This is a genomic window from Vreelandella subterranea, from assembly GCF_900111305.1.
GTDB classification, from domain to species: domain Bacteria; phylum Pseudomonadota; class Gammaproteobacteria; order Pseudomonadales; family Halomonadaceae; genus Vreelandella; species Vreelandella subterranea.
In genome coordinates, this window is record NZ_FOGS01000004.1 from 135204 (window position 1) to 151376 (window position 16173).

The 16173-nt window shown below is 61.7% G+C and carries 11 protein-coding genes; 5 read left to right on the top strand and 6 right to left on the bottom strand.

The window, feature by feature from the left end:
* Window positions 1-46: 46 nt before the first annotated feature.
* A complete protein-coding gene (locus BMX75_RS07640) occupies window positions 47-1060 on the top strand; it encodes a 5'-nucleotidase (protein ID WP_092826777.1) in 1014 nt (337 codons plus the stop codon).
* A gap of 4 nt (window positions 1061-1064) precedes the next feature.
* Here BMX75_RS07640 and recD read toward each other — a convergent pair whose 3' ends face one another.
* The 5 genes from recD to recC are packed head-to-tail and all read right to left on the bottom strand — an operon-like array spanning window position 1065 to window position 11489.
* Window positions 1065-3341: an exodeoxyribonuclease V subunit alpha gene (recD, locus tag BMX75_RS07645; RefSeq protein WP_092826779.1), complete on the bottom strand. Its 2277-nt coding sequence runs from the start codon at window positions 3339-3341 to the stop codon at window positions 1065-1067.
* On the bottom strand, window positions 3338-7021 hold the full coding sequence (gene recB, locus BMX75_RS07650; protein ID WP_092826781.1) for an exodeoxyribonuclease V subunit beta: 3684 nt from the start codon (window positions 7019-7021) through the stop codon (window positions 3338-3340). Before recB ends, recD begins: the two co-directional genes overlap by 4 nt.
* Window positions 7018-7545 carry a hypothetical protein gene (locus BMX75_RS07655; protein WP_092826783.1) on the bottom strand — a complete coding sequence of 176 codons (528 nt, stop codon included), beginning with the start codon at window positions 7543-7545 and terminating at the stop codon, window positions 7018-7020. Before BMX75_RS07655 ends, recB begins: the two co-directional genes overlap by 4 nt.
* Window positions 7542-7850 (bottom strand): nucleotidyltransferase domain-containing protein, encoded by a 309-nt coding sequence (locus tag BMX75_RS07660; protein WP_092826785.1) that lies wholly within the window; start codon window positions 7848-7850, stop codon window positions 7542-7544. Before BMX75_RS07660 ends, BMX75_RS07655 begins: the two co-directional genes overlap by 4 nt.
* 54 nt (window positions 7851-7904) lie before the next feature.
* On the bottom strand, window positions 7905-11489 hold the full coding sequence (gene recC / locus BMX75_RS07665) for an exodeoxyribonuclease V subunit gamma (protein WP_092826787.1): 3585 nt from the start codon (window positions 11487-11489) through the stop codon (window positions 7905-7907).
* A gap of 150 nt (window positions 11490-11639) precedes the next feature.
* Between recC and BMX75_RS07670 the strand changes: the two genes are divergently transcribed.
* The 4 genes from BMX75_RS07670 to chrA all read left to right on the top strand — a co-directional run bounded on the left by BMX75_RS07670 (window position 11640) and on the right by chrA (window position 15637).
* Window positions 11640-12068, top strand: coding sequence for a DUF2384 domain-containing protein (locus BMX75_RS07670; RefSeq protein WP_092826789.1), 429 nt, complete (start codon window positions 11640-11642; stop codon window positions 12066-12068).
* Window positions 12065-12583: an RES family NAD+ phosphorylase gene (locus tag BMX75_RS07675; protein ID WP_092826791.1), complete on the top strand. Its 519-nt coding sequence runs from the start codon at window positions 12065-12067 to the stop codon at window positions 12581-12583. The genes BMX75_RS07670 and BMX75_RS07675 overlap by 4 nt, the downstream gene beginning before the upstream one ends.
* A gap of 103 nt (window positions 12584-12686) precedes the next feature.
* Window positions 12687-14372, top strand: a complete 1686-nt coding sequence (ilvD, locus tag BMX75_RS07680) for a dihydroxy-acid dehydratase (protein ID WP_092827040.1) — start codon at window positions 12687-12689, stop codon at window positions 14370-14372.
* A 68-nt stretch (window positions 14373-14440) separates the two neighbouring features.
* Window positions 14441-15637, top strand: a complete 1197-nt coding sequence (chrA, locus tag BMX75_RS07685) for a chromate efflux transporter (protein WP_092826793.1) — start codon at window positions 14441-14443, stop codon at window positions 15635-15637.
* A gap of 97 nt (window positions 15638-15734) precedes the next feature.
* Here the strand turns inward: chrA and BMX75_RS07690 are convergent, their stop codons facing one another.
* The gene (locus tag BMX75_RS07690) at window positions 15735-16007 is read right to left on the bottom strand and encodes an XRE family transcriptional regulator (RefSeq protein ID WP_066321667.1); all 273 of its coding nucleotides are present in this window, start codon (window positions 16005-16007) and stop codon (window positions 15735-15737) included.
* Between the last annotated feature and the right edge of the window lie 166 nt (window positions 16008-16173).

Consider the following 16173-nt stretch of genomic DNA (forward strand, 5'->3'; position numbering starts at 1 on the left):
TCCAAACCGGCTCGTTAGCTGTTCCAAGTCTTTGCAAGGAGTACGTATGCCAATAGATTTATCAGAAACGTTGGTTGTTGGAATATCGGCAACTGCACTTTTTGATCTTTCAGAAGCCGACAAGGTTTTTAGGGAAAAAAAAGCAGAAGATCCCGAAACTGCGATTATAGAGTACCGTGAGTACATGCTTCAGCACGAAAATGAGCCATTAAATGACGGTACTGGTATGCCTTTGGTGAAAGCGTTGCTCGGCTTGAATAAACATCAAGCTGAAGGCGGTAAGAATCCAATCGTTGAGGTCGTCGTAATTTCTAAAAATAGCCCGGAAACTGGTTTTAGGGTTTTAAAGGAGATAAGGCGGCGAGGCCTAGCCATTACGCGATCAGCATTTACCGCTGGAGAGCCAAGCTCTGACTATTTAGAAGCATTTTATGTTGATTTATTTTTGACCACAGATGAAAAAGATGCTCAAAGTGTGGTTGATAGTAAAGTTTGTGCTGGCGCAATTGTTAAAGAGCCGCCGAGGTCCTCCTATGAATTGAGAGATGACCAAGTTAGATTTGCTTTCGATGCAGATGCAGTGCTATTTAGCGAAGATAGTGAGCTCATTAATCAGACTGAAGGCCTCGATAAATTCTGGGAAACTGAAGATTTGCAGAAAGAAGTCCCACTGCAAGAGGGGCCTCACGCTAACCTGCTGAAAAAACTTTCTAAGATCCAAGAGCGTCTACCTGGAAGAATCGAATATTCTCCTGTTCGTCTAGCTATTATGACAGCAAGAAATAGCCCTGCTGAAATGAGGGTGATAAATACTATAAGAGAATGGAACGTATACATTGATCAAGCGTTTTTCCTTGGTGGATTACAAAAGAGTAGATTCCTAAAAGCTTTTAAGCCACATATTTTCTTCGACGATCAAGATTCGCACTTGGATACAGCATCGTTAGATGTACCAAGTGCCAAAGTTTTATATCCTAGTGATTCACCGCTGAAAAAGGTGTTTGAAGAAAAAGAGGCTAACAAATTAATGCAGTCGACTGCTAATGACTCGGCTGATTGAGGCGTTAACCTCCAACACCACTCACCCTCATAACCTCCCGAGCCACAGCCTCATTCAACACCCCTCGCTTGGCTTCCACCACCGTAAGCCATTCGCGGGCGCGGGTGATCCCGGTGTAGACCAGCTCGCGGGTGAGAATGGGGTTGATGGTGGGCGGTAGCAGCAGGGCGGTGTGTTTGAACTCTGAGCCCTGGGATTTGTGTACCGTCATTGCGAACACGGTTTCTACCGCGTGCAGGCGAGAAGGTAGCACCCAGCGGATGGGTTTTTCTGCATCGCTTGTCGGAAAGGCGACTCTAAGTAGCGATTTGCCCGGTGTGCGCGGGTCGGGCACCGCTAGCGTGATGCCTATATCGCCGTTCATCAGTTTTAGGCCGTAGTCGTTTTGGGTGACGAGTACCGGGCGGCCTTCATACCAGCCTTTCTCCAGCGTGAAATCACTCCCGTACAGCAGCTTTTCGCTGCGTAACGTTTTGGCGATGCGTAGGTTCAGGCCTTCTACCCCCCAGGGGCCTTTGCGCAGCGCGCATAGCAGCTGGAAATGGCTGGAGGCGCTGAGTACCGCGCTTGCCCAGTCGTTGTAGGCGTCTGCGCTTTCCTCGAACGATTCCCCACGTGGGCGCTGGGCATTCAGTACGTTCAGGTAGTGGCGGTAGCCGGTGGGCGGGGCGATGGGGGCGCCGTGATGGTCGGTGCGGCCTTCGCCGCCGTTGATAAACTTGTCGGGGCTACCGTGAATGACCAGTTTATCCAGCGCGGCGTCGTCGGTCAGCGTCAGGTGGTGCAGGTCCGGGTAGCCGTGGCGCAGTACCTTGTTTACCGCCTGGTGTTTTTCCTGGTCGCTTTGGGCGTGGCTTGGCTGGTTGATCGCCTGGGCCAGTTGGCCGATGCCGCTGTGCTCGTTAAAGCGGTGGCTGACCCGCAGCATGGTAATGGCCTGGTCGAGGGGCTGGCCCTGGGCGTCGATGTAGTCCGGCGGCAGCGGCTGGCCGGTGGCGTGTTCCAGCCATTGGGCGGTCTCCGGCGTGTAGTGGGCAGCCTCGGCGCGGCGACACAGGTCGCCCAGTACGGCACCGGCTTCCACCGAGGCGAGCTGGTCTTTATCCCCCAGCAACACCAGCTGCGCCTGGGCGGGCAGGGCGCGCAGCACGGCGGTCATCATTTCGATATCTACCATCGAGGCTTCGTCGATCACCAGCACGTCCAACGCCAGCGGGTTGGCGGCGTTGTGGCGGAAGTGGCGGGTGTCCGGCCTGGCGCCAAGTAAGCGGTGAAGCGTGGTCACCTCAGTAGGAATAGACGCCTTTAGCTGATCGGTAACGGCTTCATCGCACAGGTCGGCCAGTGCCTCCGTCGGCAGCAGGCTTACCTGCCCGGCGATGGATTCATTCAGCCGGGCGGCGGCTTTGCCGGTGGGGGCGGCGAGGCGGATGCGTAGCGGTTGGGCATTGGGCTCTGCCAGTTGCAGGGTTTGCAGCAGGGCGAGCAGGCGCACCACGGTGGTGGTTTTGCCGGTGCCGGGGCCGCCGGTAATGATGCCGAAGCGGTTGCGGGCGGCCAGGGCGCAGGCGGTTTTTTGCCAGTCTAGGGTATTAGTGGGTTTGAAGAGGACGTTCAAGGCTTGGGGGAGTATTCCGGGGTGACTATCGTCACCCATCGCCCAATGAATTGGGCTCCTACAGGTGCCCTCTTCGCCGGTGAGGCGGTTGGCGATTTCCTGGTGCAGGGTTTGTTCGTATTGCCAGTAGCGGCGTAGGTAGAGCTTGGTGGTGTTGCCGTTGTGGCTGACGACCAGCGGTGTATTGCCGGGGCCGTTGCTGGCTATCACGGGGTGGTGCAGGGCGGCTTGCCAGTCTTCCAGCGTGAGTGTCGCTAACACATGGCTGGGTAGCGGCGGCGGGTCGGTTAGGTCGTCGCCTTCCGGCGGTAGCGAGAGCGCAAAGTCCGGTGCGTTCAGCGTGGCGTTAAGATCCAGGCACACATGGCCGCGGCCTAGCTGATGGCTGGCAAGTGCGGCGCCGAGTAGCAGTAGCGGCGGGGCGTCCGGCGCTTCCATGGCGAGGAAGCGCACCAGGGCGCGGTCCAGATCCCGCAGCCAGCCGCGGGCCACCCAGCGCTCGCATAGTGCCAGTAGTTCGGTCGTATCGCTGAGTGCAAGGTGAGCGCTTACTTGCGTGGAATCCGCCGTGGGCGTTGGCTCTCTCGTTTCGGCGTTGGTGTCGTCGAACAGGTCAAACGTTTGGGTGTCGCCTGGGTGGCCGTTGGTGCGTTTACTGCTCATAGCGTGGCCTCTTGCGACGTGGTGGAAACCGGCTCACCGGCAAACAGGGCATCCAGGGCTTCGATCAGTTCAACCGGGGCGGGCTCGGCAAAGACGCCGCGCCCCGGGCTGCGGCTGCCGCGCAGAAAGACCGTCATCGAGCCTCCCAGGTGCTGGTGCGGGTCGTAGTCGGGCAGGCGCGCTTTTAAAAGTCGGTGCATGGCCAGCAGGTAAAGCGCGGCCTGCAGATCGTAGCGTTTGGTCAGCAGCGCCTGGCGCAGGGCTTCGGGTTCGTAGGCGCTGTCATCCGGCCCCAGATAGTTGGATTTCCAGTCCAGCACGTAGAAGCGCCCCTGGTGTTCGAAGGCCAGATCAATAAAGCCTTTCAGCATGCCGTTCAGTGTGTCAGCGTCCAGCGCGGGCCGCTCAACCCCAGGAAGTAAGTGCTTGCTAACCAGGGCGTCGATGGCCTGGGTATTGACCTGTTTGGCGGCGAACCAGAACTCCAGTTCCACCTGATAGCTGCCAAGCTCGGTGAGTGGCACGCTGTCGCTGTGGTTCAGCGGCAAGGGCGTGGTCAAAAGCGCCGTGAGCCACCCGGCCAGTGGTTCCTGCCATGCCTGCCAGCCGCGCAGTTGCACCCGCCGCCAGAGCATATCGTCAAGGGCAGCGCTGTCGGTAGTGGCGGTGTCAAAGCCTTCCCTGCCTGCCCATTCCAGCAGCCCGTGCAGGAAGGTGCCGGGGCCGGGGCCACGCGGAAACTTGTGCAGGTGAAACGCGTCCGGCTCGGAGAGATCCTGCGGTTCATCCAGCACTTCGAACGCCGTGGCTTCCTGGGCGGTGGTGGGCTCCAGGGGCGTGGGCACGGGGGCGGTGAGCGTGCCGGAAAGGCGCAGCGCCGAGTAGCTGGCAATCCACCAGTGTTCCTTGGCCGGGCGTTTGGGCGTGCGGGCATGCCCCAGGGGGGTGGTTTGCTGGGGCGGTGCAAGGCGCAGCGCCGTGGGCTCGGGGGGCGCATCAACGCGAATGTCGCTGCCTGCAACCAATTCATCCAGCTTGGTGGTGAGTGCCTCCGGGTCGAGGGTCTTGCCGCCGTTGATCAGGTGGCCGATGGCGCTGTTTTCCAGCCCCTTGAGCGGCGCCAGCCCCAGCCAGGTGGCGTGGCGGGCGCGGGTGAGCGCTACGTAGAGCTTGCGCAGGTCTTCGCCCAGGCGCTCGCGGTCGGCGGTGGCCAGGGTGTCTTCGTCGGCGCTCAGGCTGAGTTGCAGGTTGCCCTGGGCGTCGTGCCAGCGCAGCGGCAGGTCCTTGTCGCTGACCGGGCGATGGTTGGCGATAAACGGCAGAAACACCAGCGGGTACTCGAGCCCCTTGGACTTGTGGATGGTGACCACCTTGACCAGGTCGGCGTCGCTTTCCAGGCGGAGCTTGTGGCTGTCGCCGTGGCTTTCCGGGTCGGCGATGGCGTCGTAAAGAAAGCGAATCAGCGCGTGTTCGCCGTCCAGTTCAGCGCTTGCCTGCTGGAGCAGTTCGCCCAGGTGCAGCAGGTCGGTTAGCAAGCGCTCACCGTCTTCGAACGCCGCCAGCAAGCGGGCGGGAATATCGAAGTCGACCATCATGCGGCGGACCAGCGGCAGCACGCCCTGGCGCTGCCAGAGGCGATGGTAGTGGCTGAACTGCTCGACCCGCGCTTCCCAGGCCAGCTCGCTTTGCTGGAGGTGGTCCAGGTCGGCCAGGGTGAGACCCAGCACTGGCGTGGCCAGGGCGGCGCGCAGGTGGGCTTCGGCCTGGCGGGAGCTTGCCAGCGGCTCGGCGCAGGCGCGCAGCCAACGCTCTACCTGCCCGGCCATGGGCGAGCTGAATACCTTGTCGTGGTCGGAGAGGTAAACGCTTTTGACCCCGCGGCTGGCCAGCGCCAGACGAATGGCGCGGGCTTCCTGCAGGCCGTTGACCAGCACCGCCATGTCGGAAGGCTTGAGCGGCGTCAGTTGGTCGTCTTTCTGGAAGCCACTTTCTGCCTGTTGCCCGGCGCGGAGCAGTTCGGTCATGTGCGAGGCGCAGCGCTCGGCCATTTCGGTCTGGTAGGCGGTTTTGGAAAGCACCTCATCGCTTGGCAGCGCCCAGAGCGTCATGGCGGGCAGCGGTTGGCCCTGGTGCACCAGCTGTTCGTCGCGGCCTTTGGCGGTCACGGGCTGGAAGGGCAGCGGGTTGTCGCCGCCTTCTTCGCGGAACAGGAACGCCCCGGCGGGTTGCCGGTCGGCGTAGGCGAAGCAGTGGTTGACGGCCTCGACCATGGCGCGGCTGGAACGGAAGTTGGTGCCCAGCGTGACGTGGCGGCCGGCGGTGTCCTGGCGGGCCTGCAGGTAGGTGAAGATATCTGCGCCGCGAAAGGCGTAGATGGCCTGCTTGGGGTCGCCGATCAGCAGGATGGCGGCATCGCGGCGGGGCTTGGCGACCTCGAATACCGCGTTGAAGATGCGGTACTGGATGGGGTCGGTGTCCTGGAACTCGTCGATCAGCGCGACGGGGAACTGGCGCAGGATCTGCGCGGCCAACGCTTCACGGTTGGGGCCTTGCAGGGCGCGGTCCAGGTGGCTGAGCAGGTCGTTGGGGCCCATTTCGGCGCGGCGTTCCTGCTCGCGTTCCAGGCGCACCTTGCACCACTGCACGGCGTGAATCAGCAGGTCGTTGCGCGGTTCCGGCAGGGCCTTGAGCGCTTCGGGCAGCTCGGCCAGCGCTTCAAAGGCTGCTGGGCAGGGCGGCGCGCCGTCTTTCCAGATCTCGGCCATGCCCTCCGGGGTGAGGCGATTCCAGGCGGCGGGCGTCAGCGAGGGGCGCTCCAGGTCGCTTTCGCTCCATTCGCGTAGCGCGCCCAGCCAGCTGGCGCGGCTTTTGGCGTTGAAGCTTTGGCCTTTGAAGGCCTTGCGCTTGGCGGCGTCTTCCAGCGCGGGCACCAGTTCGTCCAGCCAGGCGGGCCAGGGGGCTTTCAGGGTGCTGAGCGTTGCCTGGCGTTCGGCCTCGGCGGCGCTCAGGGTCTCCGCCGGGTCGGGGCGCTTGCTGCCGAGGGCCTCGCTTTCGGCGAGCAGCCGGGCGACCTGGGCGTGCAGCTCGTCGGGGGATTTCCAGTAGCGGGTTATATGGCCAAGTGCCTCGGCGTCCAGCGGGTAGTAGAAAGTGCGCCAGTAGTCGCGCACCACTTCCTGTTCCAGTTCGTGCTGGTCGTTTTCCAGGTCGAGGGAGAACAGGCTGCCGCTGTCGAAGGCGTGCTCGCGCAGCATGCGGTAGCACCAGCTGTGGATGGTGGAAACCGCAGCTTCGTCCATCCATTCCGCGGCCAGCTCCAGGCGGCGGGCGCAGGCGGGCCAGGTGGCTTCAGCGTATTGGGCGCGGAGCTGGAGGAGCAGCGAATCAGCTTCCTCGTCGGCGGTGTCAGCCCGAAACACCCCAGCGGCTTCTACCAGCCGGTTGCGGATACGTTCGCGCAGCTCCTGGGTGGCGGCGTTGGTGAAGGTGACGACCAGGATTTCCGGCGGCGTGAGCGGGCGGATAAAAGCGGTGTCGTCTTCGCTGTGCTGGCCGCCCAGCACCAGGCGCACGTATAAAAGCGCGATGGTGAAGGTCTTGCCGGTGCCCGCGCTGGCCTCGATCAGGCGGCTGCCGTGGAGGGGGAGGCTCAATGGATTGAGTGGTGCGGGCTGACTCATAAGAAAATATTGTCAAACTCAGTGGAGAAGTCTTGGCTTGCAGGACGAATCTGGAGTTGGTCAGCGCACCAGGCCACCAGGTTTCGAGACGTATGCAGGAGTATGTCGGAGAGTTCGTTCAACAGATTGAAGTGTTCTGCTATCTGAGCGTAGTGCGTTGAGTAGTCATGGGCGGCGATGTTGCGGATGGCGCGGCAGCGCTGCCAGTCACTCGTCGCATCAATCACGCCTTGTTTTTCAAACAGCGCAAGTACCTTAAGAAAGCTCTCGGTGGACTCTCCCGCAAGCAGGGCACTGTGTCGCATTGCGGATGCTAGGGAATCCTGCAGCTTGGCAAATCGTTCATTGAGTGCGGCAAGTGTTTCAAATAATTCCACATCTTTTTTGTGGTTTGCCAGCCACTCTCCGTCAATTGGCCAATTCACCTTATTGCGAGACTGTTGCAGAAACCAGGCGCAGCGCTGAATCGCTTCCAGTAATTGCGCAAGATAGCGTTGTTGGTCGCTGAGAACGTCCTGGCTCATGCTGCTTCCTCGCTATCAATTGGCGTCGACTGACCCAGGGCTATCGCCTGGAAGGGCGTTGGCTCATCCGTCGATACGTAGGTCACGATATCCACAGGGAGTTGTAGCCGCTCCTCCAGCGCCATTTTGAGCTCGGCTGAGGCAAGCAGAGGAATCGCTGTCTTGGAGATCAGTAGCAGGTCGATATCACCGCCTCGCTTTGTGTCGTCCAGACGCGAACCAAACACTTGGACGTTGACAGAAGGTCCAATGAACTCACGTACACCAGAGACGATAGTGGAGCGCTGTGATTGAGTGAGTCGCATGGAGGCCTCTCCTTTCCTTTGAGCCTGTTGATAAAGTCTAGCACTGTATCGAGTCTAACCCTTTACCGCATAAAACAGCGGGGCGTAGAGCGCCTCGGTCAGCGCGGCGAAGCTGTGCGCCTGTTCGCGGTGGTCATTGAACAGTCGCTCGAAGCGGGGCCACTGGTGGGCCAGGTACGCGCTTTGGGCGACTTCGCCGGTCTGGAAGCGGCCGCCGTCATAGGCACCTTCTGCGGCGGCGTAGGCGTCGCTTTCCCGGCCTTTTTCTTCAGCGATCTCCGGTGTGCCTAGCTTGGTCAGCCAGGCAAAGGCGGCCTGAGGGGCCAGCGGCAGCGGGGCTTCAAGGCCTGCTTGCCAGGCTGTCATCTGGGTGTCCAGGTGGGCGCGGGCGGTGTCGGCGGCGATGGGGTCCAGCGTGATGTTGCCTGCCTTGGAAAGTAGCTGGGTGGTCATCGGGCCGCTGAGGTTGCCTGCCAGGTGCGCGACCCAGGGGCGCAGCAGGTGGGTCCAGCGGTACTGGCCGCGCCCGCTGCCCTGGCTGATCAGGCTGCTGCTGAGCAGTAACAACCGGCAGCGGTCGCCGGCCTCGTTCTGGCGCAGTTCGTTCAGCCAGTCTTCCAGCACGATGCCGTTGCTACCCTCCAGGTGAATGGCTTCCGGGGCGCTTATTGCCACCGGCCACTGGTCCAGTGCTTCCTGGTAGGCACTGAACAGGTCGTCCATGGGCTCGGCCAGCGTTTCGCGCATGCGCTCGCCAAAGGCGCCCATGGCGAGCACGCCCTGGCGCTGGAAGCGTTCCAGCTGCGCGTCGAGGGCTTCCAGGCGCGGCTCGCCGTTGTCCACCGCGTGGCGCTGGGCGGCAATCAGCCGGTCTTGGAGCTGCCAGTTCTGCAGGCCGTCCAGCGCGAAGGGTTCGGCGTCCAGCTCGGCGATGGCTTCCTGCTCGAAGTAGACGCCCAGCCGGGTATTGAAGAAGCTGCGCACCGGCTCGCGGAGAAAGCTGCCCAGCTGGCCGAGGGACAGGCTGGCGGGGGCGTTTTCCGGCGGGGGGAGCTTTTCGGGCTGAGACCGTGGCGCTCTGGAGGCTTGATCGTCGCGCCATTCATGAACCCCACGCCACTCATGAATATAGGTGAATAGCCGCGCTGACTCGGTGCTGTCTTCGAAATAGCGGCGGCTGAACGGCTGCAGCGGGTGCTCGGTGGTCAGGGTGTCGAGCAGCGGGGCGTCGTGTTCAAAGTGCCAACCGGCGGCCAGGTGGTCGCGCAGCTGGCCGACCAGCACCGAGGGCGGAAGCGTCGTGTTGTCGATCTGGCTGCGGCCGACCCAACTGACGTAGAGCTGGTCGCGGGCGGAGAGCAGCGCTTCGAGAAACAGGTAGCGGTCGTCTTCCCGGCGGGAGCGGTCGCCGGGGCGGTAGTCGCTGCCCATCAGGTCGAAGTCCAGCGGCGGCTGGGAGCGGGGGTATTCGCCGTCGTTCATGCCCAGCAGGCACACCCGCTTGAAGGGGATGGCGCGCATGGGCATTAGCGTGGCGAAGTTGACCGCCCCGGCCAGAAAGCGCTGGGAAAGGCTGTGCTCATCGATCTGAGCGAGCCAGTGTTCGCGCACCATGGAAAGCGGCAGCGGGTCTTCCAGCTGGGCTTCGCGGCTGCTTTCGAGGATTTGCTGCAGGCCGTTTTCCAGCTTGGTGAGCATCACGCTTTCCTGGGCGTCGTCGGTCAGGAAGAAGGTTTCCAGCAGGGTGCGCAGTCGCTCGACCCAACTGGCGGCGTCGGTGGGCTGGCGGAAGGTCTCCCAGGTGGCTTCGAGTTTTTCCAGCAGGGTCGCCAGGGGCCCGGCAAGGCCCGCTTCCAGCCCGCCGATATCGTCGAACGGCTCGATGCCCTGCCAGGCGTCGCCGTCGCCCACCGTATAGCCGAGCAGCAGGCGACGCAGGCCAAAGGCCCAGGTGTTCTGGCTGAGCCCGCCGGGCAACTCCAGGGTCTGGCGCTGTTTGGCGTTGAGCCCCCAGCGAATGCCCGCGCCTTCCATCCAACGTTCCAGAACCGGCAGGTCGCGCTCTTCCAGCCCGAAGCGCTGGCGCAGGGCAGGGACGTCGAGTAGGTCCAGCAGGTCGCTGACGGACAGGCGCAGCTCCGGCAGGCGCAGCAGCTTTTCCAGGGCGATCATCATCGGCAGGCGGTGACGGCTGGCCTGGTCGGAAAGCGTGTAGGGAATGAAGCGCGGGTCGTCACTTTGAAGCTGGCCGAATACCGCGTCGATGTGCGGCGCGTAGCGGTCGATATCCGGCACCATGACGATGATGTCCCGCGGGCGCAGCGCGGGGTCGGCACTGAAGGCGGCCAGCAGCTGGTCGTGAAGAATCTCGACTTCCCGCTGAGGGCCGTGGGCGATATGGAACACCAGGGAGTCATCTGCCGGGTCGAGGGCGGGCCAGTGGGTTTGGGTTTCCGCTACCGGGCGCAGCTCGCGGATGTCGTCCTGCAGCTGGCTGAGCAGGCAGCCGCGTTCGCCGGAGAACGGCTCGAACATGTCGATGCGCAGCGCCTGCTGCTCGAACAGGGTCTGGTAGTGCCCCGTGTCGTCGTGCTCATCCAGCAGACGCAGGTAGTCGCGGCCCTGTTTGCCCCAGGCAGCGAGCAGCGGCTGGGCGTGAAGGTGCAGGGCATCGTCAGCGTCGCCGGTGCCCAGCACGTCCAGCGCTTCCGGCATGCCGGTCTTGCGCCGCTGGCGGTAGTGGCTGGCGCGCAGCAGGTCCTTGTGCTCGATGATATCCGCCCAGTAGTACTGGCAGGGGTTGTGCACGCAGAGCACCACCTGGCAGCAGCGTGAGAGCGCTGCCAGGGCTTCCAGCGTCTGCTGGGGCAGCGATGAAATGCCGAAAATGATCAGCCGCCGGGGCAGGCCCGACGGGCAGGTCTGGCCGTCCAATTGCTCGGTGGCCTTCAAAAAGCGCCGATGCACCTGGGCGCGGCTGCTGTCGAGGCCCGCATCGCCCTGGGTAGCGGCCACGTCTTCGCGCAGAATGCGCCACAGCGCGGGCTGCCAGCGCTGGTGGTCTTCCAGCGGGCGGGCCTCGCCGCGGGCGGTGATCAGTACGTCCTCGCCGTTGGCCCAGGCGTCCAGCCAGTCGGCGCGGTAGACCTGATACTGGTCGAACAGGTCCGCCAGCCGTTCGGCCAGCTGGTAGTGCTTGCGCTGGTCGCGGTCGACTTCCAGGAACTGTGCCAGCGGGGCGAAGACCTCCTGCCCGGCAAGGGTCGGCAGCAGGCGTAACAGCCGCCAGACCAGGCGGGATTTGTCGAATGGCGAGGTTTCCGGCACGGCGTCTTCGTTGTTCGATAAGTGAGTCAGCACCGTGCGGTAGGCCTGCCACAGGAACCGCGCGGGCAGCATCACGTCCAGCGCCGCCGCAATCCCCGCGCCGCCGTTGTCCGGGTCTTCCGCCAGCGCCAATTTCAGCCACTGCCCGATGCCGTTGCTCTGCACCAGGATGGTTTCATTCTCCAGCGGCGAGAGCGGGTGCAGGCGCATCCATTCCACCGCCAGCCCGCGCAAATCTTCCAGGCGGTTGCCATGCACCACCATGAACCCTGGCGTTAGCGGTGTTGGCGAAAGCAGCGAATTGGCGGGCATGCGCGAGGTTCCTTCACGGCAGTGGTGGTGGCTAAGGGTATGGTGCCATAAGTAGTTGGCCAACGCTCAGTGCGTTAGCAACTTGGTTTTTAAGTGCTATGATGAATATATGTTGTTTTTTGGCTGCATAAACGCAGCGGGAGGCTTGTCATGGCGACGGCAATAGAAGAATCACATAGCGAACCGATGGGCTATCAAGCGCCAGACTCCTTTGCGCGCTTTCTTGCTGACTTGAAAGGCGTCGCTCGTGAAGAAGGCCAACCGCTCATCAATCCTAAGCTGTTTGCCAGCGCACTGAGCATGGATATTCAAACGTTGGCCAGTCACGCGCACGTGCATCGCACAACCATCTCTAGAGCGCAGGGCGCAGAGAAGCTTCAACGCTTCCTTCGTGATGCACTCAGGGTATTGGGTGCGGCGGCTGATATTAATGGTGATTTCCACGATGCGTTGTTTTGGTTCCGAAATGAGCCTATCGGTGCCTTTGATTATAAAACGCCTGAGCAATTAGTGAGCGAAGGCCGCGCCGATGACCTTCTTCGGTATGTTAAAGCGTTACAAGCTGGCGTGGTGGGATGATTGTACTGCCTGCGATAAAGACTCAGGCCTATCGTGTGCATGTGCCAAAGTGGGCATTTTCGCCCACTAGCGGTGCTGGAGCGAAAGAGCATGGTGGTCGATTAAACCGTCCGGGCGTGGCTGCATTATATTTGTCGCTTGATGATCAAACTGCGCTGGCCGAGTACAAGCAGCTGTCTGCCTTGATGCCGCCAGGCCTAATCGTCAGCTATACAATAAGCGTTACTCAGCTTGTCGATTTTCGTAACGGTTATAGCATGCAATGGGATTCACTCTGGCAGGAACTTTATTGCGACTGGCGCAAGCTTTGGTTCGATGAACGTATTGAGCCACCTTGCTGGCTATTAGGCGATATGGCGTTAGCACAAGGGGCGAAAGGCGTTCTGTTTCCTTCTTTAGCAAACCCGTCAGGTATGAACCTTGTGCTCTATACCGATAATCTGGCAGAAAGTGATGTGTTAGAAGCCTACGATCCGCGCGGTGATCTGCCTCATGATGCTCGTTCCTGGCAATAATGGGCATAGGATAATGAACTTATGTCCTTTTTAGCCTTGCGCGAAAGTGATGGCATCGCCAAGCTATGCCGATACCGTGAACAATGCTGAGAGATATTTCCCCATGACTGAGTCTTCTAACAATTCCCGCCGTCATTCTTCTGCCGTGGTCGATGGTCCAGGCAAAGCCGCCAGCCGCGCCATGCTGCGCGCCGTGGGTTTTAACGACGACGATTTCAAAAAGCCCCAAGTCGGCGTTGCCTCGACCTGGAGCATGGTGACGCCCTGCAACAGCCACATTGGCGAGCTGGCTGAGCATGCCCGCGACGGCGCCGACGCGGCGGGTGGCAAGGGTGTGATCTTTAACACCATCACCATTTCCGATGGCATCGCCAACGGTACCGAGGGCATGAAGTACTCGCTGGTGTCCCGCGAGGTGATCGCCGATTCCATCGAGACCGTGGCGGGCTGCGAAGGCTTTGACGGCCTGGTGGCCATCGGCGGCTGCGACAAGAACATGCCCGGCTGTGTGATGGGCCTGGCGCGGCTCAATCGCCCCAGCGTGTTTGTCTATGGCGGCACCATCATGCCCGGCGAGGGGCATACCGATATCGTGTCGGTCTTCGAGGCCATGGGCGCGCATTCCCGCGGCGATATCGACCTGATCGAGCTTAAGAACATCGAGGAAACGGCGATTCCCGGCCCTGGTTCCTGCGGCGGCATGTACACCGCCAACACCATGGCCTCGGCGATTGAAGCCCTGGGCATGAGCCTGCCAGGCAGCTCGGCCCAGAACGCCATTTCCCGCGACAAGCGCGAGGACTGTGAGGCGGCGGGCGAAGCCGTGCTGGCGCTGCTGGCCAACGATATCAAGCCTTCCGACATCATGACCCGCGAGGCGTTTGAAAACGCCGTGACCGTGGTCATTGCGCTGGGGGGATCGACCAACGCGGTACTGCACTTGATTGCCATGGCCCGCACGATCGGCGTCGAGTTGTCACTCAAGGACTTCACCGAGATCGGCAAGCGCGTGCCGGTCGTCGCCGACCTGCGCCCCAGCGGCCATTACATGATGAGCGAGCTGGTGGCGATTGGCGGTATTCAGCCGCTGATGAAGATCCTGCTCGACGCAGGCCTGCTGCACGGTGACTGTCTGACGGTCACCGGCAAGACGTTGGCGGAAAACCTCGCCGACGTTGAGCCCTACCCGCTGGACCAGAAAATCATCGCGCCGCTGGGTAACCCCATCAAGGCCGAAAGCCATTTGCGTATTCTCCATGGCAACCTGGCGCCGGAAGGTGCGGTGGCCAAGATTACCGGCAAGGAAGGCACGCTGTTCAGCGGTTCGGCACGGGTGTTTGGCTCTGAGGAAGAAGCCCAGGCGCGCATCAATGACGGCACCGTCGTGGCCGGGGACGTGATAGTGATTCGCTACGAAGGCCCCAAGGGCGGCCCCGGCATGCGCGAAATGCTCACGCCTACGTCGGCCATCATGGGCCGTGGGCTGGGCAGCGACGTGGCACTGATTACCGACGGGCGTTTCTCCGGCGGCAGCCACGGCTTCGTCGTGGGCCACGTGTCCCCCGAGGCGTTCGAGGGCGGTCCCCTGGCGCTGGTGGAAGATGGCGACACCATCACCATCGACGCGGTGGCCGATACTATCGAGGTGGCTATCTCCGATGATGAGATGATCCGCCGTCGGGCGGCCTGGCGGCAGCCGGCACCGCGTTACCGCCGGGGCGTGCTGGCCAAGTATGCACGGTTGGTCAGCTCCGCGAGCACCGGGGCGGTCACCGACAACGACGACTAGTACTGTCATGAGCATGTCAAACGCCAGGGTTAACCTGGCGTTTTTATTGGCGTAAAGGAAACCGTTTGATGTCGACGCAACCGAACTCCAAAACGTCGCGGGCAAGCGAGGTCTTCAAGGCATTCTTGTTGCTGGGCCTGACGTCCTTCGGCGGGCCGGTGGCACATCTGGGCTACTTCCGTACCGAATTTGTCGCCCGCCGGAAGTGGCTGACTGAAAGCGCCTACGCCGACCTCGTCGCGCTATGCCAGTTTCTGCCCGGCCCGGCAAGCAGCCAGGTGGGGTTTGCGCTTGGCTTGATGCGCGCCGGACCCTGGGGGGCGGCCATGGCCTGGCTGGCGTTCACCCTGCCGTCGGCCATTGTGCTGGTGCTGTTTGCGTTTGGTGCCGCGGTGCTGGAGGGCCCCATCGCCAGCGGCATCATCCACGGCTTGAAGGTCGTGGCGGTGGCGATTGTCGCCCACGCGGTGTGGGGCATGGCGCGCAATCTCTGCCCGGATCCTACCCGTGCAGGTATTGCGCTGGCCGCCGTCTTTGCCGTTGTGGCCATCAGCGGGCCGCTGGGTCAGGTGGGCGCCATTGTGTTGGGTGGCATCGCCGGGCTGTTGCTGTGCCGCGGTGTGGCCGCGACCGCTGAGAGCGAGCCGCTGCATTTTCCGGTGTCGCGTCAGGTCGGCATCATCGCACTCGTACTGTTTGGCGGGCTGCTGATTCTATTGCCGCTGCTGGCGGGCATGGCGGCCTGGCTGGATATCGCCGATGCCTTTTACCGCTCAGGCGCGCTGGTGTTCGGCGGTGGTCACGTTGTGTTGCCGCTGCTTGAAGCCGAGGTGGTGCAGTCGGGCTGGGTTTCCGCCGACGAATTTTTGACCGGCTACGGGGCGGCTCAGGCGATCCCGGGGCCGCTGTTTACCTTTTCGGCCTATCTGGGCGCACTGATACCGTCAGGCGGTAGCTTGCTGACCGCGACGCTTGCGCTGCTGGCGATTTTTCTACCGGGGTTCTTGCTGTTGGTGGGCGTACTGCCGTTCTGGAACCATTTTCGTCAGTGGCAGTGGGCGCAGGCGCTGATGCGTGGTGCCAATGCGGCCGTGGTCGGGATATTGGGCGCGGCGCTTTACGATCCGGTATGGACGAGTGCGATTGTTGGCGCTCCCGAGTTTGCGCTGGCGCTTACCGGCTTTCTGCTGTTAACCGTCTGGAAGCTTCCTGCCTGGGCGGTGGTGATCGTGGTGGCAATGGGGGGCGTGCTGATTGCGCCCTGATACTGTTGCATGAAGCGGATACAAAAACGGCCGCTGCAAGGGCGGCCGGTGATAGCGATAAAAAATAATCCGATAGGAGAGATAAAGGATCTATTCGCTATGGCACCTCCACTTCCAGGGTGCGACGCAAAACGTGAAGCTCATCCACGTTAAGGTGCTCAAGCTTTCCAGCGAGCAGGTCGCTGACCTTCTGAACGGGTAACCCCGCTCGGCGGGCGATTTCACGGCTTCCCATGTCTGATACCGCAATCAGGCGCGTGATAATACGCATCAAGCGCGTACGTCTTTCGAGTTCCCTGACATCGAGGTCAGGGCTGCTTCGCGGAGGGTCGTGCAAATCCGCGTGGGCAGTTGAGCGTGCCGTACTCATGAGGCTCCATCAGTCTGAAATGACAAAGACACAATGCCGCCAACCGAGGGGCATTTCAATACCTTTTTTGAGGAAAATTTCATGGTACGCAAGGCCCCCCGCAAAGGGCCTGGCTCTGGTAGACTAACCCCTTAATTTTTCGCCTGTCCTCTTGCATGAGGCAGGG